Annotated in this window: 14 protein-coding genes; 12 read left to right on the top strand and 2 right to left on the bottom strand. The window is 41.7% G+C overall.

Annotated elements, in window-relative coordinates:
* Window positions 1-10 precede the first annotated feature (10 nt).
* From ADH68_RS00170 to ADH68_RS00160, 3 genes are all read left to right on the top strand, one after another.
* Complete coding sequence (locus ADH68_RS00170) at window positions 11-871, top strand: hypothetical protein (protein ID WP_232321467.1); 861 nt, start codon at window positions 11-13, stop codon at window positions 869-871.
* A gap of 263 nt (window positions 872-1,134) precedes the next feature.
* Window positions 1,135-3,807 (top strand): TOTE conflict system archaeo-eukaryotic primase domain-containing protein, encoded by a 2,673-nt coding sequence (locus ADH68_RS00165; RefSeq protein ID WP_394370496.1) that lies wholly within the window; start codon window positions 1,135-1,137, stop codon window positions 3,805-3,807.
* 876 nt (window positions 3,808-4,683) lie between these two features.
* Window positions 4,684-4,995: a helix-turn-helix domain-containing protein gene (locus ADH68_RS00160; RefSeq protein WP_068960299.1), complete on the top strand. Its 312-nt coding sequence runs from the start codon at window positions 4,684-4,686 to the stop codon at window positions 4,993-4,995.
* A 66-nt stretch (window positions 4,996-5,061) separates the two neighbouring features.
* Here ADH68_RS00160 and ADH68_RS00155 read toward each other — a convergent pair whose 3' ends face one another.
* Complete coding sequence (locus ADH68_RS00155; protein ID WP_068960103.1) at window positions 5,062-6,162, bottom strand: ISAs1 family transposase; 1,101 nt, start codon at window positions 6,160-6,162, stop codon at window positions 5,062-5,064.
* A gap of 319 nt (window positions 6,163-6,481) precedes the next feature.
* On the opposite strand from ADH68_RS00155, the gene ADH68_RS00150 reads away from it, so the two are divergent.
* From ADH68_RS00150 to fic, 9 genes are all read left to right on the top strand, one after another.
* On the top strand, window positions 6,482-9,886 hold the full coding sequence (locus tag ADH68_RS00150) for a helicase-related protein (protein WP_068960300.1): 3,405 nt from the start codon (window positions 6,482-6,484) through the stop codon (window positions 9,884-9,886).
* 2 nt (window positions 9,887-9,888) lie between these two features.
* Window positions 9,889-13,200 (top strand): Eco57I restriction-modification methylase domain-containing protein, encoded by a 3,312-nt coding sequence (locus tag ADH68_RS00145; protein WP_068960301.1) that lies wholly within the window; start codon window positions 9,889-9,891, stop codon window positions 13,198-13,200.
* Entirely contained in the window at window positions 13,187-13,537 is a 351-nt protein-coding gene (locus ADH68_RS00140) for a hypothetical protein (RefSeq protein WP_068960302.1), read from the top strand. Before ADH68_RS00145 ends, ADH68_RS00140 begins: the two co-directional genes overlap by 14 nt.
* A 38-nt stretch (window positions 13,538-13,575) precedes the next feature.
* Window positions 13,576-14,040, top strand: coding sequence for a hypothetical protein (locus tag ADH68_RS00135; RefSeq protein WP_068960303.1), 465 nt, complete (start codon window positions 13,576-13,578; stop codon window positions 14,038-14,040).
* Window positions 14,041-14,330: 290 nt separating this feature from the next.
* Window positions 14,331-15,320, top strand: a complete 990-nt coding sequence (locus ADH68_RS00130; protein ID WP_107033577.1) for a hypothetical protein — start codon at window positions 14,331-14,333, stop codon at window positions 15,318-15,320.
* Window positions 15,321-15,322: 2 nt separating this feature from the next.
* Window positions 15,323-18,985 carry an nSTAND3 domain-containing NTPase gene (locus tag ADH68_RS00125; RefSeq protein WP_068960305.1) on the top strand — a complete coding sequence of 1,221 codons (3,663 nt, stop codon included), beginning with the start codon at window positions 15,323-15,325 and terminating at the stop codon, window positions 18,983-18,985.
* On the top strand, window positions 18,986-19,990 hold the full coding sequence (locus ADH68_RS00120; protein ID WP_068960306.1) for a virulence RhuM family protein: 1,005 nt from the start codon (window positions 18,986-18,988) through the stop codon (window positions 19,988-19,990).
* 11 nt (window positions 19,991-20,001) lie between these two features.
* Window positions 20,002-21,450: a hypothetical protein gene (locus tag ADH68_RS00115; RefSeq protein WP_068960307.1), complete on the top strand. Its 1,449-nt coding sequence runs from the start codon at window positions 20,002-20,004 to the stop codon at window positions 21,448-21,450.
* Window positions 21,443-22,315 carry a protein adenylyltransferase Fic gene (gene fic / locus ADH68_RS00110; protein WP_068960308.1) on the top strand — a complete coding sequence of 291 codons (873 nt, stop codon included), beginning with the start codon at window positions 21,443-21,445 and terminating at the stop codon, window positions 22,313-22,315. The genes ADH68_RS00115 and fic overlap by 8 nt, the downstream gene beginning before the upstream one ends.
* A gap of 173 nt (window positions 22,316-22,488) precedes the next feature.
* On the opposite strand, the gene istB is transcribed toward fic, so the two are convergent.
* A complete protein-coding gene (istB, locus tag ADH68_RS00105) occupies window positions 22,489-23,271 on the bottom strand; it encodes an IS21-like element helper ATPase IstB (protein WP_068961956.1) in 783 nt (260 codons plus the stop codon).
* Between the last annotated feature and the right edge of the window lie 21 nt (window positions 23,272-23,292).

Here is a 23,292-nt window from a genome sequence, read left to right as displayed (position 1 = left end):
AAATACACTTATGGAAGATCCATTACTCTCACAAGAATTGATAGAGGCGTTTCGTCCTATAGTGGAGATGAATAATGCCCGTTTTCGACAAGTCAAAACTATGCTTGCCGGATTTATTACTCTTCAGGAAAGAGATCTGAACTATATGGACGAGTATATGGATACTCTTTTTGATTTCATGGACCCGATGTCGGATACCGAGATGCTTATGCGTCAATATTATGATTTTATCGCTACATTTGATCCAACGGAAGCTAAAGAACGTCTTGACAGCCTGGAAAATGACATGGGCTATATGACAAAAATCATATATGCCGCCGGATTGGTGGCTCAAAAGCTACACAAAGGACAGGTTGATAAAGGGGGTAATAATTATTTTGAATCTCACCTTTTAAAAGTTGCCGATGCAGGATTCGATTGGAAAGAAAAAGTGGTGGGCTTTCTGCATGACGCACCAGAGGATTGCAATGTGATGGTAGAGGATGTGATGAATTTGCTCGATCAGGAAATATCGAGGGTGGTTGACAATCCTAAAGAGCATTGGTATGAGGAAGATTGGTGGGAGGATTGGATGGAAGATATAGCTGTGTATCCCTGCTCAGTAACACACGTCATGACCACTGAGGAGCGCGATGAAATAAAAAAGGCTTTGACCCTTCTCAACCATCATACCGCATCTTCAAGAGAGGAATACATCAACCGTATCTCAAGGAATTTTCTTGCTTTGAAAGTGAAACTGCATGATTTAGAGAGCAATATGGATATCAAACGTATTCTGAAGCCGACTGAGAAAGATTATGCACGTATTGAACGCTATAAGAAAGAATATCATATACTGATGGAGGCGTTAAGCAATCGCTTAAACATTTGAGTTGAGTGTCGATTATTTCGTTAACGATGGTTAATTGATAAACTATAGCCCTCTGATTCTGTGTAGATTATGTGCGATTAGGACAATTTCAGGCAAATATAGCCCTTGCATTCAAAGGATTTTCTTATGAATGAATCTGAGTATAACGAACTGGAAAAGTTGCGGGTTGAGAATGCCCGACTTAGGTCATTGCTGGCGAAGCATGGAATCGTTGTAGAAGAGCAACCTCGTCAGTAGTATCAACGCTATCCTTGGAGAAGAAGGTGGCACTCTTTCGCAGTTTGTTTCAAGGACGTGAGGATGTGTTTGCCCGTAGATGGTTTAGCTCCTCGTTAGGTAAAAGCGGTTACCAGCCGGTATGCGATCGGGAATGGAATCGGGAGTATTGCGACAAGAAAAAGTATAAATGTGCGGAATGTCCCAACCGCGAATTTCAGACGTTGGGCTACAATGACATTTATCGGCATCTTGAAGGGAAAGACTCAAATGGACGTGATGTAGTCGGCGTTTATGCTATTTTGCCAGATAACAGTTGCCGGTTTCTTTGCTGTGACTTTGATGACAAAAGCTGTGAACATGGCTATCAGAAGGATGTGTTGGCATACGTCAATGTTTGCCGTGACTGGGGTGTTCCGGCTTATATCGAGCGATCTCGCTCCGGCAATGGTGCTCATGTTTGGATTCTGTTTGACGAACATATAAAAGCTCAAACGGCACGGCGATTGGGCAATGCAATTCTAACAGAGGCGATGGAACGGGAGGGAAGAATGTCTTTCAAATCATACGACCGATTCTTTCCTAACCAAGACTTTATGCCTACGGGTGGATTCGGCAACCTCGTGGCTTTGCCGCTACAAGGGAGGGCACGTAAAGACGGCAATAGCGTGTTTGTTGATGATGACTTCATACCATTCTCTGACCAATGGGCATATCTGCAAAGAATGAAGAAGATGACAGCCGCAGAGATTGAGATGTTAGTGCCGAGACATGACAGGGAGCCGCTTGGCGAATTGTCAAAATCCAGCGAATCCGCTCCATGGGAACGACCGTTGCCCAGACCTATGTATAAGGCTGATTTTCCTAAACGTATCGCCATAGTGCGCTCATCAGGAATTTATATCCCTACTAAAGAATTATCAGCCAAAGCCATCAATTATCTCAAGCGTCTGGCGGCGTTCAAAAATCCGGAATTTTATGCGAAACTCGGAATGCGACTGCATGTCTATAATCTTCCACGCATAATATCATGCTCGGAGATAACTGACGATTATCTCATTGTGCCAAGAGGTTGTGAAGAGTCTGCCATAGATTTCCTCAGAGAAAATAATGTGGATGTTGAGATTCAGGATAAGGCAAATCCGGGATTGCCTATTGCAGTCGAATTCAACGGTCAGTTGTATTCTGAGCAAGAACAAGCTATTGAGGAACTTGCTCGGCATCGTTGTGGAACTCTGTATGCCACAACAGCCTTTGGCAAAACCGTTACCGCCGCTGCTATGATAGCACGGAAGAAAGTCAACACCCTGATACTGGTACACACTAAAGCTCTGCTCGAACAATGGCGAAAACGTCTATCGGAATACCTGATAACAGATTTTCGACCAGAGGAACAACATAAAGGTCGTGGCCGGCGTAAGAAATTCCAACAATTCGGAGCATTGTCATCTACTGAGAACACACTCAATGGCAAAATTGACATTGCTCTACTGCAATCGTGCATCAACGACAATGAGGTAAAACCGTTTGTGCGCGAGTATGGTATGGTGATAGTCGATGAATGCCATCATACGCCGGCGTTCAACTTTGAGCGCGTTCTCCGTGAGGTGAACGCCCATTATGTCTATGGTCTTACCGCTACGCCTATACGCAAGGATGGTCATCAGCCAATTATTTTCATGCAATGCGGCGAAATACGCTATACGGCCGATTCAAAGGCTCAGCAGGTTCAACAATCATTCCAGCGACTCCTTATCCCACGTTTCACTTCTTACCGCAATCTCAATGCCGATGGCAGCAACTACGCTCAGATCCTTGATGAGTTAATCGAAAACGAATCGCGAAATAAGCTCATACTGGATGATGTCGCAGCCAATCTCGCTGAAGGGCGCACTCCGATAATTCTTACTGCACGCACGGCTCACGTTGACATTCTTACTGAACAATGCAGCAAAATTTGCCCGAATGTAATACGACTCGTCGGCAATGACTCCGCAAAAGCCAAGCGAGAGGTAATGTCCCGACTGAACGATATTCCGGCAAATGAGCCATTGATTGTTGTCGCCACTGGTAAATACGTCGGAGAAGGCTTCGACCTTCCGCGGCTCGACACTCTGATGCTTGCACTCCCCGTGTCATGGAAAGGCCTGATTGCGCAGTATACTGGACGATTACACCGCAATTATCCCGGTAAAAACGAAACTCGTATATACGACTATATCGACCTGCGCGTTCCGGTCTGTGACTCGATGTACCGCAAGCGTCTTCATGGTTACAAAGCGGTAGGTTATTCCATCGCTGTCGCTAATGAAGGGCTGTTTGCCGAAACTGCTACCGAGGCCATCTTCGACGCAGTGAACTTTGAGCAGCCATTCCATACAGACTTCGCATCAGCCAAACGGAGTATAGTAATATCGACAACACGTCTGCGCTGGATCCGGACACCTCGTGTCATCGACCTACTGGCCGCCACCTCACTACGCGGTGTCAGTATCACCATCGTCATCTCTGAAACAGGTCATCGAGAAGCCGAACTTCAGGCGATGGGCTTCAACATCATTAACAGGCCGGAATGCAGGATGCAATGCGCCATCATCGACCAACGTATCGGCTGGTACGGCAGCGTCAACCTGGTCGGTCGTTCCCTTGCCGACACCAACGTTATCCGCATGGTCTCATCTGATTTGGCGAATGCCTTAATGGATGCTTTGAGGCTGTGAAAGTATAAGAAAAACATGGGGATTGCGACTTCGGAGCGCGCCCAAGCCCCGGCACGGCAAGGTTATTTTGTGGGAACGACAGAGTTACCCAAAATCCAAACGGTAACTGTTTGGACACCTTGCTGTGCTCCAATGGGCACACTCTCCAATAAGAAAAACTGAATGGATTGCCTCTGTCGTGGTCCCTGTTAAGAGGCTGTGCGGATGCTGAGGACGTAGCTTCCGTTGTTCGATGCAAAGTTGGGGCGATTCTCCGTCGGTTGGAGCTATATCTATTGTATATAGCTATATACGTGTACAACCTTATACTATATCTGGCCAAAAATGTTTGGTGGGAATGAAAATTTATCCCTTACTTTGCAACGTCAACGACACGAAACGCCTCCGACGGGAGGCTCCAAAATCGGGTCGATGATACGAGATGTCTCTTAATAATACTATGACACATGGCGGTGATTGACTGATTGGCCAATCAGTTGCACGACTGAGTCTCTGCCAAGTCACTATTGATTTTCAGCGCGATAGGCTCACGCCTATGCGTGGATGGTAAATGTTACCGCCCCTACGACCGTCGATTGCTGCCGCCTATATGGTCCCACGGCTATTCAATCGACACTTCACCCAACTGATTATACACCTGCCCAATCAATCACCCACCCAATCATCTGACTGTGCAGTTGCGCGATTAACCGGTTGATTGGTTGAAGACCTGATTAGTCAGCACTTCAACCAATCAGTCAATCGCCTGTGTGACCAGTTGATTGAGTGGTCAGGCAGTTGCGTATTCAGTTGAGTGAGAAGTCAAGCGATTAGACAACTGAATTATCAACCGGATTCTATCTTCTTTGTAGATGGAATCAGAACCCTCACGCCCTAATGCAAAGCACCCTGCAAAATATCAACCCCTCGACACTGCTGTTCGTAGTGCCGGAAGAAGAATGGCGCAACCTCCATGACATGCTGGAGCAAATCATCGACCTCATCACCCGGCGCAACGCCAATGACGCCAACTGCGAATGGATAGAATCCGAAGCAGCCCGCAAGCTCCTCGGCATCTCCCCCAAGACGTGGCAGAACTACCGCGACCAACGCCTCATCCCCTTCTCGCAGATAGGCCGCAAAATCTACGTCAACCGCGCCGACCTCGACGCTTTCCTCCGTAAGCATCGCATCGCGCCGAGAAAATAGCAACCTGCGTAGCAACCTTCCCATTGGCAATCGGTTGTGTTTTACAGCAGGGCTGGCGCATGAGATTTAACTATCCTTAAAGACTTTGTACAGATATTCAGTGCTCCACATACATTTTTTGCGTCTTCGTTTAAGGCTGAGTTTATCGTTCTGCTTTTTAAGCATTTCCAATGCATACTTGCGCATCGCTGAAAAATTGACAGCGCCATTCTTGGCGCGTACGCGGCACATATCTTCCCGAAACGTCACGTCGAGATGCCAGTGCAGTTTGTTCTCGATACCCCAGTGCGCACGAATACGCATCGCATAGTAAGAAGCCTCATCTTTCTCCACGCTGCTGAGATAGTAGATTGTTTCACGCGAGCGGGCACCGTTCTCAGTACGCTCACGCTCCATCTTTATGATACGTTTAAGACCGGGCCACTTCTCGTACATTCCCTCCTGTTCCAAAAGTGTCGTATCCATAATTGAACAGGTTCTCTTCTCAACTCTTCCGTGCCCCTTTTCCTCGGTTGTGTATACCGATAATGGAGTAGTCCTACTAAAGATACTTTCCGTCAAGCTCTTGAGTATCGGCTGATTGTCTTTAAGCGCCATCAGATAGTCGCCGCCCTGGAGCATGATCTGTTCTGCGATATTACGGTGGGTCCCCATTGCGTCGACTGAAACCAATGCCCCTGTAAGCCATAAAGAGGACAATACGGACGGCAGAACCGTAAGTTCGTTGGTCTTGCCATCCACCGGCTTTTCGGCAACGCAGATTTCTGTTTCAGATACCCACGCATTGAGGATATACAGTCCGTGGCATCCGGGACTCCTGGGATTTTCACCCCGCAGTTTCTTACCGTCAATGATGACCTGATTGCCGCACAGGGATTCGATTATGTGGCCTCGGCAGCAATCAAGACTTGCCCGGAGCTGAGCGGGATTGACAGACTCTACAACACGAAGTATCGTGTCACCACACGGGACGCCGTTGCTAAGCTTCAGCAATCCGGCGGCCTTGAATTCTTCCTCTCGGTCTGTAACCATATCCGATATGTCGTCACAGTCCTCACAATCACACAACACGCCGATGAGTGCCATTCGGAGCACATCCTCGAGCTCATGTTTAACCTTGCCCAAGTCACGCGGGTCTTTTACTTTGCTGAAAATTTCTATTTGCATACCTCTAATATATCCATTTTCAGCAATATATGCAATATCTGAAAGTTTATTTCACATAATCAGGTGAATTTTTGACTGAATTTGAGTTAAATCTCATGCGCCAGCCCTGGGTTTTACAGCATAACCGATTGCCATCTCGAAAATTCTTTGTAACTTTGCATAAATGGCAACCATAAAAATCTGAATATGGCCGAAACGGTTTAAACCCTCAGGCAGCGATGCCGCCAAACCACTCAAATTCCGAAACTCCCAAGCAGTCGTTGCAGGCTCGGCCAGCCCTCAGATAACTGCCACCGGAGTTTTAATTTTTTTCATAGATATGGCGAATGCCTTAATAGATAATTCCGAGCAGTTTAAGCTCGTCAAATATATTAAAGAGTTGGTCTCACGACCTGATTGTAATCATATTATGATTGCGACTGGTTATTGGGACTTACCCGGCACTGCTTTAGTCTATGAAGAACTTAAGGACTTTTTTTCAAGGGGTGGGAAACTTGACTTACTGATAGGTCAGGAGCCACAATTGCAATATTATCAAGCCTCTCGTGAGGCGCATCAATTCCCGGATTTCTATATTCAGAGAGATGTCGAATCTCTTACCGATGAGTATAAACCCATTGGTAAGCTGATTATTGATAATGCCTTGACAGAAGAGAATCCGGATGGAAAGTTTGAGATTCGTGTGTATGGTCAGGGGGAACATAAAGAATTCCTCCATGCTAAGTGTTACATTTTTCTTGGTAATGGATTAGGAACCGGTATTATCGGCAGCTCGAACTTTACAGCAAAAGGTCTTCAGAGTAATGCGGAATTGAACTACCTTGAAGAAAATAGCAACTGCGTTACAGCAGATTTCACACTATATTCAAATACGAAATCTCACAAAGCATGGTTTGAGGAGCTATGGCAGAACAGCGAATTATGGTCTGGCAAGTTTATTAAAAATATTCTTAAGCCATCACCTATCGGTGTAGAAATTGAGAAAGACAATGAGACTGAAAATCCTCTTACTCCTTACGATGTCTATATCAAGTATCTACAATTGCAATTTGGAGATATGGTAGATGCGAATACATCTGAAATTCTTAAATCCTATTTGCCACCGTCATTCAATACTCTTGAATATCAGCTTGACGCGGTAAAACAATGCTTCTCGGTGATGAAACGATTTGGGGGTTTTATTCTTGGTGATGTTGTAGGACTTGGCAAAACTGTTGTAGGTGTATTGCTTATCCGTCATTTCCTTGAAAATGCCGAATCTCTCGGTCGCGCTCGTAAAGTGCTGATTGTAACTCCGCCAGCGATTAAGAAAGCATGGGAAAAGACAATCCAGGATTTTGACAATGATAATCCTCGTAATAATATTGGTCTATGTGTCGAATTTGTGACAACCGGAAGCATCGGTAAAATTACTGATGAATTGGAGGATGTCGATGATGTTGATGATAGTGACGAAATTGATAACATTGAGGTTGGGAACTATGGTTTGGTACTAATTGACGAGAGCCACAATTTCCGCAACTCTGATACTCAAAAATACAAGGCGATTGATGACCTGATTGGCATTATCAATCCCACTCCCTACGTTGCACTATTATCTGCAACTCCACAGAATAACTCGCCTAAAGATCTTTATAATCAAATACGCTTATTTCAACGCACACCCAACAACTCTAACTTGCCTAATGTCGAGGGTGGCAAGCTTGACTCTCTATTTAATGCGATGGAAAGACGCTTTAAAGAAGCACGAGCCATTTCTCAGGATACAGATGAGGGTAAAATTCAAGCACGCACTATTGTTAAGGAGGTCTCAGAAAAAATCCGAAACAGTGTCCTTAATGACCTCGTAGTTCGTCGTACCCGTACCGATATTAGAAATCTATATGGAGAAGATGCAGAATTACTGAAGTTCCCCACTGTCAAAGGGCCACATAAGCTCGAATATAAGATGGATGAGGAACTATCAAAGCTCTTTTCTGATACCGTAGATGCCATATGTCCTCCTGCCTTAGGAGAGTCTTTTGACCCGAATAAACATATCGGCTTTTACCGTTATGCCGCAATTACACACTTCGTCGATGAGGGCAACAAGAAACTGTATGAGAAACGAAACCTTACGGTTGATAGCATTACGCAAAGACTTCAGCGTATTATGCGGATTCTATTGGTAAAGCGTCTGGAAAGCAGTCTTGCCGCATTCAAGAAGACGCTTGAAAATCTGAACCGATACAATGAGGTTATGATAGATATGCTCCAACACGACTGTGTATTTATATGTCCTGATATAGATGTAAACAAATTGCACAACGAGTCCAAGGGTAATTTTGCCGCTTTCAAAACTGCGGTAGAAACTATCATAGCTCGTAAAGGTGGTAACAACAGGTGTTTTAAGTCCTCTGATTTTAAGGAATCGTATCTCGCAGACTTGCAAAATGACAAACTACTTATCGATTCTTTACTTGAACGGTGGAGAGAAAACACGGAAGATCCAAAATTCGACCGGTTCAAGGACGCTATAAATCCCGAACTTTTCAATCCTGAAATTAATAATCCATCGGGAGCGAATAAACCTCGCTTAGTTATATTTACTGAAGCTATTGACACTCTCAAATCATTGGAGAGAGCATTGAAAGCTAAAGGTCATAAAGTTTTGAGTATTTCGGCAGGGAATCGGACTGAAAGACAAGAAGAAATTGAAGCCAACTTCGATGCAAACTGTAAGCCGGATAAGCGTCGTGATGATTACGATGTTATCGTTACAACCGAAGTTCTTGCTGAGGGAGTGAATCTACACCGTTCTAATGTCATTCTCAATTATGATGCACCATGGAACGCGACACGTTTGATGCAGCGCATAGGTCGTGTGAACCGAATAGGCTCTACTGAAAACTTTGTCCATGTATTCAACTTCTTCCCATCAGACGAAGGCAACAGTCAAATTCGTCTGATTGAAAAAGCATACGCTAAACTCCAGTCTTTCCATGAGATGTTTGGCGAAGATAATAAGGTTTTCAGTGAGCGCGAAGAACTTGTTGAGCATGACCTGCAACATTTCGTTGATGGTGATGAATCTCCGTTTGGGCCATTTATCAAAGAACTGAAAGCATTTCGGGATAATTCATCGGAACGATATGATTATATCGCCTCCGTAGATGCTAACGGACTTGGAGGTGTTTTAGAGATTCGTGATGAAAACGCTCATGGTATTTTCGTATTCACAGACGACTCGCAAGAATTGATTTCAGTAGATGTAGAGAAAACTCAGGAAGATACTTCTTCTAACATAATCTCCTCATTGTCTACTATGCAGCGATTGAAATGTGAGCCTGATGCGGAGTTTTTCAATATGCAATGTGATGACACACTTGCTGAAATAGCTAAGCGAGCCTATCAAAAACACGTTGCCCACTATATTACAGCCGCTGATTCAAGCAGAAAGTCTGCGAATGCACTTGCCGTGTTATCATCCTTACGCTCTCGTTCGGATGTGACACAAGAGTCGAAAAAACTCTTAAAACAGATTGAAAAACTTGTCAGAGCAAAAGATAACTATGTCATCAAACAGGTTATGAGATTCGAGAACTACCAAGGTTCGCTCTTTGGTGCTAATGACGATATAAATGCTTTGCTTGATACAGCTCTATCAAATTTAGCTCACCGCGCTCAAGCGAAACGTGGAGACGCTAAACTAGTAATTTATTCTGAAACGAAATACAATAACTAACTATGGAACTCAAGCATAAGTTAGAAAAAATATTTAACGATGATTATCCCGGAACTGAACGTTTCATAGCGGATGTTATTGAACCAATCTTCGGTAATGAAATCGAAAATATTAACGATGACCTTGCCGAAAGAGATGAGTATGCAGAAAAAGCTAAAAAAGCCGGCATCAAGCACATCAAATATATCGGAAACCTCACAGAAAAGAACTACAATGCTGATAATATTGCACTTCTTGATGTAACTCTTGATGACTCAAAGAACATAGAGCGTTCACGCGTCAATATTCAGCAACTTATCCGCTCTATAATGGATTATCGTCAACATCTTATGATTGTATTCCATTACGAAGATGTCGCAGATAGACAATGGAGATTTTCTTACGCATATAAAGGAGATTCTTTAAAGGATTCCACCTCTGCCAAACGCTACACTTACGTTTTTGGCAAAGGCTACCGTGGTCGTACCGCAGCCGAGCGCTTTCAAACTCTTGCTGAAAGTCCACGTAATAATGAAGACTTTGAAAAAGCATTCTCCGTTGCGACTCTAAGCAATGAGTTTTTCGGTAAATACCGTGATATCTATGCTGATTTTGTCCAATATATCACTGGAAAACGATACGAGAAAATTAAAAACAAGTGGGAGGAAGTAAAAAAAGAAGACCCTAACACTGAAATTTTCTCGCAATTCAAGAATGATAATAAAAGAGTAAGAGATTACGTTAAGAAGATGCTTGGTCGTCTGACATTCCTCTGCTTCCTGCAAAGGAAAGGTTGGATGAATAACGACCGAAACTTTTTGCAGAATCTTTATCAATCGTCTCCTCTTCAGGATGACTTCCTTGATGCCGTTCTAGAACCTTTATTCTTTGGTGTGCTGAATACTCCACCTGAAAAACGCAAGGAAATATTTGCAAAAAATGGATGGAATACAGATTTAGCAGATGAATGGAACGAAATTCCATATCTCAACGGAGGCCTTTTCGAACAGACACGTGAAGATAAACTCACTGTCAAGTTCCCTAAAAAGCTATTCCAAGAACTGTTTAAGTTTTTAGGAGAATATAATTTCACTATTGACGAGAATGATCCGGATGATGCTGAAATTGGCATTGACCCGGAAATGTTAGGACGTGTATTCGAAAGTCTTCTTGAAGATAATAAAGACAAGGGAGCTTTCTATACTCCTAAAGAGATAGTTCAGTATATGTGTCGCCAGAGCATTATTGAACATCTAAAGACTCATACAGCCGAATCGCTTCACCCGGATATCGAAGACTTGATTAATCAGGGGCTTGTCAATCATGCTCTGCAAAATAAGGATAATGCGAGAGCAATTTATAAGCTTCTTAAAGAGATAACTGTATGCGATCCGGCAATTGGTTCCGGGGCATTCCCCATGGGCATTCTCAATATCCTTTTTACTGCGCGTCAGCACCTATATGGCTTCCTTAAAGAATCAGAACCGTTTAATCCTCTCGAAGTGAAGAAGGCTATTATTCGGGATAATATATACGGGGTCGATATTGAACAAGGAGCGGTTGACATTGCTCGACTCAGATTTTGGCTTGCCATTCTTTTGGAGGAACAACAAAAACTCCCGCTTCCTAATCTTGATTACAGGATTGTGCGTGGCAACTCTCTTATCACTACATTTAACGATGAATATATAGCACTACCAGAAAAACCGAAAGGCAGCACAAGACTTGGTAAACTTAAGAAAGAGCTTCATCTTTTTCAAAACGATTTATTTGACTTGAACGGAGATAAGAAATTCCAACGCGAAATAGAAATCAAATGTAAGATACTGGATATTCTTAAAGTTCAACTTGGCATTGATAAAGCTAATGCTCAGGTAGAAAGTAGAATTGAATCTGATATATTTGAGGATAAAAAGTTATCCGGAAAGGCGTTAAAGAAAGCCAAACAAGCTCGTGCGATTGAAGAAGTTAAGAGTAAAAGCCTTTTTGCCCTGAATAATCTTATAACTTCGTTGACTACACCTGCAACCTCTTTAGCAGATAGAGCACAGATTGACATTAAATTCTTTGACTGGAAAATTGTATTTAGCAATATCTTTAGTGATGATGCTAATGCCTCCGGTTTTGACATTGTTATTGGGAATCCGCCGTATATAGTATATGAGGGTACAAATACATCGGATTTGCCAATTCTAAAAGCTATTCGAGAATATAAATCTGCGTTTGGGGGAAAGCTTAACGCATATAAGTTTTTTGTCGCTAGCGCTTTTAATATTTTGTGTAAACCGAATGGTATTGTGGATTTAATATTTCAGAACTCATTTTTGGCTGATAAACAGGCAACGCTGTTAAGACGCGATATTCTTTCGACTCATAAGGTTATTGGACTCGATTCTTTCCCAGAGCGTGATAATAAAAAGAAGCGCGTTTTTGAAAGTGCAAAAATGAGCGTGTGTATATTATGTGCCCAAAAAGGCCTCTCTTCGTCTGAAAGTTTCACTGTGAATTTTTGGGATGATAGGCATATGACATATGGTCTTAAAACTCGGTTCTCATTTAATGACATTCAATCAATAGATCCCGTAAACTATAGTATTCCTAGATTGGCCTTGGCTAACATTCCTTTAATTGCTAAAATGGCAAAGAAGAATGATATACATTTAAATTGCTACCAAGGAGAACTCAACGTGTCTGTTCACAAGGAATATTTTACGAAGAATCCTGCATTTCCAGCAATATTAAAAGGAGCATCGATTCAACGTTACTACTATACTTTTAATATGAGTCAGGGTGTCATTGAATATGTGGATGAACCAAAATACTTATCTAGATTTGGCACTTCCGAGAAATCTCAACATCATACAAGTCCTCGTATAGTAATGCAAGGTATGACAGGTGCAAACGATAAAGTTAGACTCGTTAGTGCACTTGTGCCGAGTGGATATTACCTTGCTCATTCATGTAACTATATAGTCCCATGTGATGAGATTGATTTAGTTGCATTGCTAGCGATATTAAATTCAAAGGCAATGAATTGGTATTTCAGATGTTTCAGTACTAATAGCAACGTCAATAGTTATGAGGTTGAAAATCTCCCAATACCTAGATTAGATAGAAGACAAGAGGAATTACTCCATGATTTAGTAACCAATGTTACTGAAGAAAAACAAAAAAATCCCACAGTTGATACTTCATCCAACGAGTCATTAATAGATATCATTGTATATCATCTCTACAATTTGATCTACGATGAAGTCCTCATCATTGATCCACAAACACCAATCTCTCGTGAAGAGTATGAATTGTTTAATATAGACACTTATGGACAATCGTGATTATATGAAAGCATTTGGCGAATGGCTATGTTCCATCGCTCCGAACTCATTGGTTAAATCTCTGACACATGACTCTATAAGGTATATGTACGAGCGAGATTATGTAATTGTTACTAATTTATGCAATGGCTTTTGGAAAATTCCCACTATATCAATTAAGACAATAGATGGAGCAAAAGAACGCTATAAAGAAGTCAATAAGGCGTTGTTAGAAATCTCCCCTCTAGCCGAAGATGAGAAGGAAAAGGTATCAGTCCAAATCGATCTCAATGCTGAAGAACAAAAGAGGATATGGATAAATATTCTTCAAGTAAAATGTATAACAATAACTGAGTAATAAATTATATGTGTCCATATTGTAATGCAAACGCTGAAATGATACCGGTATCTACCGTCTGGTGGATTGTAGTAATATCTGTTTTAGCAACCTTCATAATTTCGTGGTTTCTATTCCATCACCTGTGGTTTAAGAAAACTTCATATCCGAAGTTTTGCAAACGTATAGAAAATGCAATAGAGTTTTTGGGGTATTGGTTGCAGCGTCTTTGGTATGCGATTCTATTTGTCGGTAGTTCAATCTATCTATTTATACATTTTGAAGAGTGCAGAGATTTGACTTTCACACCTAAATTTAATGGATTTAACGTCATCTTTGTGTTTTGGCTGATTCTTTTAATTCTTCCCCTTTTTGAGAAATTCGAGGGGTTCGGTGTAAATCTTAAATTGAATCGTCAGAATAAAATTTCAACAGATGCAGCCTCAAAAGCCATGGACTCTACAGATATAATGAGTGTTGAGGAATTAGATCAGATGCATCGGGAAGGAGGTAACAATGAATAATAATTATATACTTCTTGATGGCGTTATTAGGCAGGGGCTTGATTTAATGCGTCGAGGTAACAGTTTGCAGGAAAACCAATTTAGGTATTGGTTGGATTATTCTAGAAATACCTTAAGTATGATATCTAATAATCCATTTCTAATGACAAACTATATGAATGTCATTATAGCTGCATTGAGGCCCGGACTTCAGACGTATCAAAGGTTAAGTATGTGTCTACGTTATTTAATTGGTATCCAATCGGTAGTTTAGTTAGAACATGTCAACACTGAGCGAACTATATATCACAATGGAGAATCTGCGTAAGCTTAATCTCCCTATTGATGAGCGGCTTAAACAGGAAGCCGCGAAACTTGAAGAGGATCTCATTCGCACCGAGATTCTCCCGACTCTCACCGAAAAGATTGAACCGGCTTTAGCGCAAGTTCAGCGTGAACTGGTCTTAGTCGTTGACTATGTTCCCGGAACTCCTCTTAAAGTTAGCCTATCACGCAAGCGCAACATCTCCGATGTCCTCCCCGATGCTGTGGAAATTTCACCCAAAATACCTCATATAGTTACAGCTACGGGCATAAACAGAAGCGCAAGCACTCCTTTTCGTGTTGAATTTGCAGATGGCTATATATGCACCGGAAATGGCAAAGATACGTTCATTGATGCATTGAAGCATATGAAGCTACCTCGTGTAGCGACATTTGAGAATCGTATTTTTGCAGGTTTTCCCCTTGTAGGTCGAAAACAGCGTGTTACGGAAGATAATTACAAGTGGCAAGAAAATGTAGACGGTTGGTGGATTTATGTCAACATGAGCAACGATACTAAGATTGAAATGATTCGTCAAGTCGCAGACTATCTTGGCATAAGCGTAAAAGTTATGAATCAAGGACAATCGACATCTACGAGTCCAGTTGAGACAATGAAAGGAAAGCGTGCTATGTTCTCGCTGAATGGTGGTGTACCGATGAATAAACGAGCAACGGTTCTTACCGTTGTAAAGAATTATGTTTCAGAACATCCTCAGGCCACCTTCTCAAAAATTAAAGAGGTGTTTCCTGATTTACTACAAGGAAGCTATGGCGTTGTAAGACCCTTAGTAGAAATTCAAAACCGAATTGATGCGGGACAAGATGCAGAGCATCGTTATTACCTTGAACCGGAAAACATCCTGAAAAGTGCAGATGAGATAGTTTTTGCTGTAAGTCATCAGTGGGGTAATCAGTTCCCAGCTTTTCAGAAACACGTAAAGAATACACTTAATTGGGATATTGAAGAAATTTAAATATGGCCATCCTCTCCGATATAATTGGTCCATTAGGCCAAATGAGTGCTGCTCTCTTCCAGCAATTGGGAGATGAGCTATTAAGGGCTATTTATAAACCGATAAATATTGAATCTCGAGGAACAAAAGAAGGACAAGTCAAAACAGTAAAAGGAAGTCCCGATACTGTCTTTACGATGTCTGATGGAAAGGTTTTAATTGAATATACAACACAATCAAATCGTCCAAAGAACCAGTTTGTTGCTAAATTAAAAAACGATATTGATTCTTGTATTAATATCAAGAAAACAAGAATCCCTATTGATGAAATAAAAGAGATTGTATTGGTTTCTAATCAACGAATTGCGATAGATATTCAAGACAATCTAAGAACATACCTTTGGAAACAATATCCCGATATAAAATTAACGATATTCTCAATTGATGATATCGCTACTAAACTGCGGCAAGTCCCAAGAATACTGCAAGAGTATTTAGGGATTGTAACATTCCCCAATTTAGTAGAAATTGATTCTTTTATTAAGCGTTTCTCCTCTACAAAGTTTTCATACTTAACACCAATTAATAATCCATATTTTGAGATTGACGCACAGCCAATTTCAAAAGGATTAGAATTACTGAAAGCCAATGATTTTCTCATAATTTCTGGAGAGCCTGGGATGGGTAAAACACGCTATGCAATTGAAATTGCGAAAGCCTTTTCAGATATGACTGGGACGGAAGCTTTTGTTATTGAGGAAAAGAATCGTAATATAAGAGAAACGCTGGATAATGTTGATAAAAATGTCTCATACTTGTTCATTATAGATGATGCAAATAGAACTGCCATTTGGGATGAGGCAATCGAGTTTTATGAGCATACCCTCAATAGTAATGTTAAATTTATTGCGACAGTTCGCAGTTATGCTCTTGATTCCGTAATTACAAAATGTTCTAATTTGGTAAAAGTTGAGCAAATTGCAATGTCAGAATCTCCGGAAGATCTTGCATCAAAAATTCTTACATCGTTTGGTATTACTAATGCACTGTGGCACAAACGCATTAATAATATCACTGGTAAGAATATCAGATTAGCAGTGATGTGTGCTCAAATTGCTTTGGCTGGAAAAAAGTATAACGATTTAATTAATGTGGAAGGGGTTTATGACGCATATTACAAACCTTTCTTTGAGCGTTTAATTTCGGATTGTACGGATTGTAAGCTAATCAAGGTAGTTGCAATTATTTCTTTTTACAAAGTTGTTGATTTAGAGGAGACTTCATTATTAGATCAAATTGAACACGTTTTTGGTCTTGAATCGTCAGAGTTTAAATCTATATGTCGTAAGCTTGATGATTTGGAATGTATTAGTATAACAGATGATGATATTGCTACTATAGAGGATCAAAATTTTGGAACTTATGCATTCTATAAATGTTTCTATGTCCTTAAAGAACTAAGTTTGTCGAATCTAATTGAGAACCTGCATAATCGAAGAGAACGATTGAGAGATAGTATATTTTCCGTATGGAATTGTTTCCATAAAAAGGAGGTGATAGATTTCTCGCGAAGTTCTATCTCCGATGCATGGAAAAGTCTGTCTGTTTCTATCAAAGAAGAACGAGAAAAATGCGAGTTCTTAGAAGTATTTGGTGGTGCGATTCCTGCATTGACTTTTCTTTACATTAAGAATTTAATTAAAGAAAATAAATTTGATGATTTTAGTCATTCTTATGTAAATTCTGATATAATTCTTTCCATACTTTCTAATTTCTCTCATTCAGAGGAATCTGATACCGCCACGGCATTAGCTCTCATAGTTGAGTTTTTGAAAAGCCATCCTAATAAAATGGAAAGTGCCGTAAAAATAATATCAGAACATTGGATATATGATGATATTGACTATGCCAATTCATACAAACGTGAAACGAATATCATTGAAGTTCTCATAGATTTATCAAAGGAGAGTGAAACTGGCTTCATATTAGCTAGCTGCGTATTGCCATCATTTCTTAAGTTTTCATACCAATATTCACGCATAAAAGGAAGGAACTTCGTAATCGGACGTTATGCAGTAGTTATCACTGATGAACTGAAGACCAATCGTAAAAGAATATGGGAATGGATTAATAGCAATATCGTTAATTTAAATCAGTCAGTATTATTAAGTGATCTTTATGAAGATTTCTATGAAGTAAAATCTATTGCCCGAAAGCTAATAAGTGCTGAATTGGATTTTATAAACGATTGTGTTAGCAAACTTAATATCACAGAAGATTTCAATGTGTGTAAGAATCTGGAAACTCTTCGTCAGAGAATAAAAGCTATTATGGGGAAAGACCTACTTCAGATAGATTGGTCTAAGGCAAATAGGCATTATCTTCTGGACTGTCAGATAAGCAAGGTTAGAAAACAGAGATGTAATAGATTATATGATTTTGAACGAGAAAATATTGCTCAAATAATAAAAACAAAATCAGTCACCGAACTCATAAATTTTTGTAAAGATATTGCACATATCTCACATTACAAAAATATCGGAGATGACGTTAGGATATCATATGTAATTGAATGTGCTTTTGAACTAAGTCAGGAAAGTGGATTTGAACTTTGGCAATACTGTATTGATCAAGGATTGTATTTTATACCAACTCGAATTATTTCAACGTATTATAGTAAGGGACATGATTTAGCAGAGCTTGTTGGATTTATTGGGTCTCAAAGGCTTAATCTAAAATCAGACTTATTGTTGGCTTATATCGTTATTATTGATAATGCATCATCTCTGGTTTCTGCATCGGATTTTTGTAAAGCTATACGTCATCACTCTTTAGAGTGGTTTACCATAGATGGTTTATGTAATAGATATTTTTCCGCTGAGAGTTTTGATAATGGATGTCGCTCCATAATGGCTGCTCTGATATACAGAATTCGCAATGCTATGTCTATTGCTGGATCAGAAGAGTTTTTGTTGAAATTTTGCAAACGACATCAATCAAAAACAGATCTTGTCAAATATGCATACATCAGTGCTATTAAAAGTCAAGATAAATTTGATTATAACCATAAATTACTTAAGTATTTATTGCAAATATCACCGCAGTTTTGGGTCGAATGTTGTAAAGCCTTTCCAACATTTGTCACTAAGTATCAAATCCATCCCTATGAGTTTATATGGGATATTGAGAACTATTCCATAGTTATTGAGTCGACACTACAGTATTATGGTGCTATGGCCTATTTTCCATATAGCGAAAAAGAGAATTTATATTCGTTCTTTTGTAATCTAAAGGATGATACTGCTGCAAATTTCATAGATGATATGATATATAAATACTGCCAAAACAGTAATATTTCCAGTATTATTTTTGAGATAATATCGTCATATATGGGTTCTTTTAGAATCCGTCATTACATTACATTCATTTCTTCCAATACCAACCTCACCGATTTTCGGCAATTAGATTTATTCCCTCATTCAATGACTGGCGGAGATAGTTTTGCACCTGCCATAAAATGTAGGATTGAGTTTTTGGAATCGCTAATTGTAGAGATAAGAAAATTGAAAGATAAAATAAATTATCTTGAGCATATTCAATATCTTACAGAGGAAAAAGAGTCATTGGTACGAGAGTATGAATTCGAACTAAAACGCGGTCACAAACATAGACTATACGATTTGTAAATGGATAACGGACAGATAATATTATTCCAGACGCAGGGCGGAGAGACGAAGATTGAGGTTCGGCTCTCAAATGAGACTGTGTGGCTCACTGCAGACCAGATGGCGGAGTTGTTTCAGCGCGACCGCTCAACTATACAACGTCATATCAAAAGAATCTACGATGAAGGTGAGTTAACCGCCGATTCAACTTGTGCATTTTTTGCACAAGTTCAAACGGAAGGGAAACGGCAGGTTGAGCGTAAGATTCCCATTTATAATCTTGACATGATTATCAGCGTGGGTTATCGTGTCAACTCTCATCGTGGTGTGCAGTTCCGGCAGTGGGCTACTCAGGTGCTGAAGGAATATATGATAAAGGGGTTTGCGCTGAATGATGACCTGCTGAAAAATGCCGGACAAGGAAATTATTTTGATGAGCTGCTGGCGAGAATCCGAGATATACGCAGCTCTGAAAAGGTGTTCTATCGCAAGGTACTTGAAATTTACGCCCTCAGCATCGACTATGACCCTCGCACCGCTATCACCCAACAGTTCTTCAAGACTGTTCAGAACAAAATGCACTTTGCCGCACACGGACATACTGCCGCAGAGGTTATCTATGACCGTGCCAATGCCGAAAAGGATTTCATGGGTTTGACAACATGGCGAGGTGCCATGCCTACCAAACATGAGGCTGAGATTGCGAAGAATTATCTCGCAGAAGAGGAGGTAGATATGCTGAACCGAATCGTCAACCTATATCTTGACTTTGCCGAACTTCAGGCCAAGAGCCATGTGCCGATGTATGTGAAAGACTGGATTCAGAAGCTCGACGATTTCCTGAAGCTGTCGGGTAAGGAATTACTGAACCATGCCGGATGCGTCTCGGCCGAAGTTGCCAAGCTGAAAGCCAATGAGGAATACGACAAATTCCGTGAGCGTACCCAGTATCAACTATCCCCGGTCGAAATCCACTTCCTCGAAGCCTTTGAAGCCGAACAAAAGCGACTCCGCTCCAAGAAATAAACAAAAGAAAAATGAATACATCTAAAGATATATCGCAATTGATTGCCCATGCGAACGAAGACGATTTGCGCGATATTGTTTCAGGATGGGCCAACAAACATTCTGATTTCAAGGATTATGTCCGAAATTGCCTCTGCCCTTCGGTAGAAAATGTGGATTTCGCCCGCAAACTCAGTCAGGCCGTAAACCGCGAGACAAAAGAGTTCTTCTCGCGCCATGAAGTGAGAGAAGCGACTGACTGGAGCAATGTCTATAATGACTTGATAAAGCCATGGAGCGAAAACGCAGACTCGCTGTCTACCGAGAAGCTATATGACCTGTGTGACGTAATAGTCAAAGAGGTCGGTATGCAGGTGACTGATGAGGATTTTTACGGTGATGATTGGTATGGCGATGATTTTTCCGGCAGTATTCAGGATATAATGGATGTATTGGGAAACATTGTCGGACTTCTTATGATTCGCGAGGATGTCAGCCACGATATTCTGAATTCTTTAGAAAAACTCATTAAAGCTGCTAAAAAGAAGGATGTGATAGACGACTACATTGGTTCGCCATACGATTTTATTCTTGAACTTATCGCACTCAGACGCGACAACGATGAAGTTACGTGTGGAATATACGATGCTCTGATTGACGAGAATCTGGGTGATGAGGCAGGGACGTGGGTGTGCCGTAAAATTGATTTTATCCGTTCAATGGGTCTTGCAGATGAAGCTCGCCAATATATGGAGGATGAAATACAGTATCCTGAAGTCTGCCTGAAATATTATAATGAGTTGCTTGATGCCGACAACTGGCTTGAGGCTATCCTCCTGCTCGACAGGGCGCAGGCAATCAAGGACAATGGCTCTTACTTCTATTCGCCAAAGACTCCGAACTGGCTTGAACTTAAACAGCAACTTCTTGTGGAACATGGCACATTGGAAGAACGTATAGATAATCTCAAACGCCTGTTCTATAACAGCTACAACGATAAAGCAAAATTCTATCATCAACTCAAGGAACTTGTTGACGGGGACAAATGGAACGCATTCTACCATAATCTGCTCTCAAAGGCAACCGGTTATAATGTCATTGATGAAATCGCCCCATTCCTCATAGAGGAAGGTGAGTTTGACTGGTTATTCCGTCTCGTGTCGGAAGCAACGGCAAAGGATTCGACTGATTATCGGACTCCGTTAAAGTACGCCGGATCATTGCGTCAAACTCATTTTGAAGAAATGCAGGCGATCCTAATCCGTACAGTCCGTGCATACGCTGCCGACCGTTTCCCCCCAAAGAAAAAAGTCAATTCTTCCAAGTACTCATATTTCAGAGCAGACCTGGAATCGTTGTCAGAACTTGGGTATTCAAAAACGCAAAAGGAAATTGTCGAATTTCTATTGCAGGAATATAGGTTCCGTCCATCTCTCACTAAAGAATTGAAGTCTATAAAACTGGAAACAGACAATGAGTAAGAAGTCGATACGATTTTTCAATGATCGCGAGGTGAGGGCGGTTTGGGATGACGAGAATAACTGCTGGTGGTTCTCGGCTACGGATGTGGTGCGCGCTATCAATAATGAGCCGGACTATACAAAGGCCGGCAACTATTGGCGTTGGCTTAAACGTAAGCTGAAACAGGAAGGTGTTCAACTCGTGAGTCCCACTCACGGGTTCAAATTCGAGGCCCCGGATGGCAAACAGCGTATTGCTGATGTTCTGAATAGCGATGGCGTTATTCTTCTTGCCAAGCATTATCCCAATAACCGGGCGAGCGGGTTTCTCGACTGGTTTACCTATAGTGATAATACCATTGACGGTCAGAGCCGAAAGAAAGCATACACTTTGTTTGAAAGCGGACTGCTGAACTCTCTTGAACCGGGCAGTATGAAATGCCTGCAACAGATTCATGCCTACTTGTTCGGCGGCCTATATGAGTTTGCCGGACAAATCAGGAACAAGAATATATCAAAGGGAGGTTTCACTTTTGCGAATTGCCTCCATTTTCCGACCATCATACCGACCATTGAGGGAATGCCGGAAACGACGCTTGACGAAATTGCCGACAAGTATGTGGAGATGAACGTGGTACATCCGTTTATGGAGGGCAACGGGCGCAGCACACGCATCTGGCTCGACCTGATGCTCCGCCGCTCGCTCAAACGCTGCGTGGACTGGAGCCGGATTGACAAGAATGAATATCTGACAGCCATGCGCGAGAGTGTTGTTGACTCAACCCATATCAAAGCCTTGCTGGAAGGTGCGCTGACCGACAAGATCAACGACCGCGAGATGTTCATGAAAGGCATCGACTACTCCTACTACTACGAAGAAGAGTGAACCTAACTCAAAGTTGCGTGCAGGCCTTTTGCACGTAATATGCACGTAAAAATAAAAGAAAGCGACTTAACTTGGTGATATTCACTTTATTAAGTCGCATGTATCTAACATTTGAAAAGGGACCCGGATAGCATTTGAAAAGGGGACCACCCGGGATGGGGATGCAAAGATAATTATATTTGTTGAGTCATCATTTCCTGAGTTTCTTTCATGCGGTATGATTTGCCTGTCATGTTAAGCAGTATAGCCTTGTGGGTCAGGCGGTCTACCATTGCGGTGACCAGTACTTTGTCGTCAATAATCTCGTTCCAGCGGTTGAAGGCGAGATTGGTTGTGACGACGGTCGTCTTCTTGTCGGTGCGGAGGGAGAGATGGTTAAAGAGCATCTCTGCGCCGGCCTTGTCGCAGGAGACGTATCCGAACTCATCACAGATGACCATGTCGTATCTCTCGAACTTGTTTTCCAGCGACCGGAGTGTCAAAGCGTTGCGGCACTCGCGTATCTGCGTGAGCAGTCTTGGCACGGATGTGAACAGCACCGAGTGTCCGGCATTACATGCGGCGATACCGAGAGCTGTCGCCAGATGAGTCTTGCCTGTTCCGGGATTGCCGTATAGAATGAGGTTGCGTCCGTTTTTGATGAAGTCGAGTGTCTCGAGTGTCGGGAGCGCTTTCCGGGCATCGGCGGGCAGAGCGTCGGTGTCGATTTCGTTAAGATAGCGAAGTTGCGGGAACCCTGCGTTTTTGATGCGGTGACGGCGCTGGTTTTCAGAGCGGTTCTCTTTTTCGCGCCGGAGCAGTTCGGCTGTAAACCGCCATAGGTTCCATTGTTCGTCGGCGCTCTGCTGTATAAGCAGGTCGATGTCGCGCCGCACAAGCGGGAGTTTAAGGTCGAAAGCGCATGAGCGAATGAGCTCCCGAAGTCCGTCACGGTCTGTTTCATGTATGTCTGTCATTGTCATTCAGTGTATTGGTTG

The sequence above is a fragment of the Muribaculum intestinale genome (genome assembly GCF_002201515.1).
Classification (GTDB): Bacteria; Bacteroidota; Bacteroidia; order Bacteroidales; family Muribaculaceae; genus Muribaculum; species Muribaculum intestinale.
This window is presented reverse-complemented; position numbering and strand designations above follow the sequence as displayed.

What these genes read in the sequence shown, in the direction of transcription:
- ADH68_RS00145 (WP_068960301.1), top strand. Translation starts at nt 9,889, where the DNA reads ATGGAACTCAAGCATAAGTTAGAAAAAATATTTAACGATGATTATCCC.
- ADH68_RS00125 (WP_068960305.1), top strand. Translation starts at nt 15,323, where the DNA reads ATGGCCATCCTCTCCGATATAATTGGTCCATTAGGCCAAATGAGTGCT.
- istB (WP_068961956.1), bottom strand. Translation starts at nt 23,271, where the DNA reads ATGACAGACATACATGAAACAGACCGTGACGGACTTCGGGAGCTCATT.
- ADH68_RS00135 (WP_068960303.1), top strand. Translation starts at nt 13,576, where the DNA reads ATGATACCGGTATCTACCGTCTGGTGGATTGTAGTAATATCTGTTTTA.
- ADH68_RS00120 (WP_068960306.1), top strand. Translation starts at nt 18,986, where the DNA reads ATGGATAACGGACAGATAATATTATTCCAGACGCAGGGCGGAGAGACG.
- ADH68_RS00150 (WP_068960300.1), top strand. Translation starts at nt 6,482, where the DNA reads ATGGCGAATGCCTTAATAGATAATTCCGAGCAGTTTAAGCTCGTCAAA.
- fic (WP_068960308.1), top strand. Translation starts at nt 21,443, where the DNA reads ATGAGTAAGAAGTCGATACGATTTTTCAATGATCGCGAGGTGAGGGCG.
- ADH68_RS00115 (WP_068960307.1), top strand. Translation starts at nt 20,002, where the DNA reads ATGAATACATCTAAAGATATATCGCAATTGATTGCCCATGCGAACGAA.
- ADH68_RS00155 (WP_068960103.1), bottom strand. Translation starts at nt 6,162, where the DNA reads ATGCAAATAGAAATTTTCAGCAAAGTAAAAGACCCGCGTGACTTGGGC.
- ADH68_RS00160 (WP_068960299.1), top strand. Translation starts at nt 4,684, where the DNA reads ATGCAAAGCACCCTGCAAAATATCAACCCCTCGACACTGCTGTTCGTA.
- ADH68_RS00170 (WP_232321467.1), top strand. Translation starts at nt 11, where the DNA reads ATGGAAGATCCATTACTCTCACAAGAATTGATAGAGGCGTTTCGTCCT.
- ADH68_RS00140 (WP_068960302.1), top strand. Translation starts at nt 13,187, where the DNA reads ATGGACAATCGTGATTATATGAAAGCATTTGGCGAATGGCTATGTTCC.
- ADH68_RS00130 (WP_107033577.1), top strand. Translation starts at nt 14,331, where the DNA reads ATGGAGAATCTGCGTAAGCTTAATCTCCCTATTGATGAGCGGCTTAAA.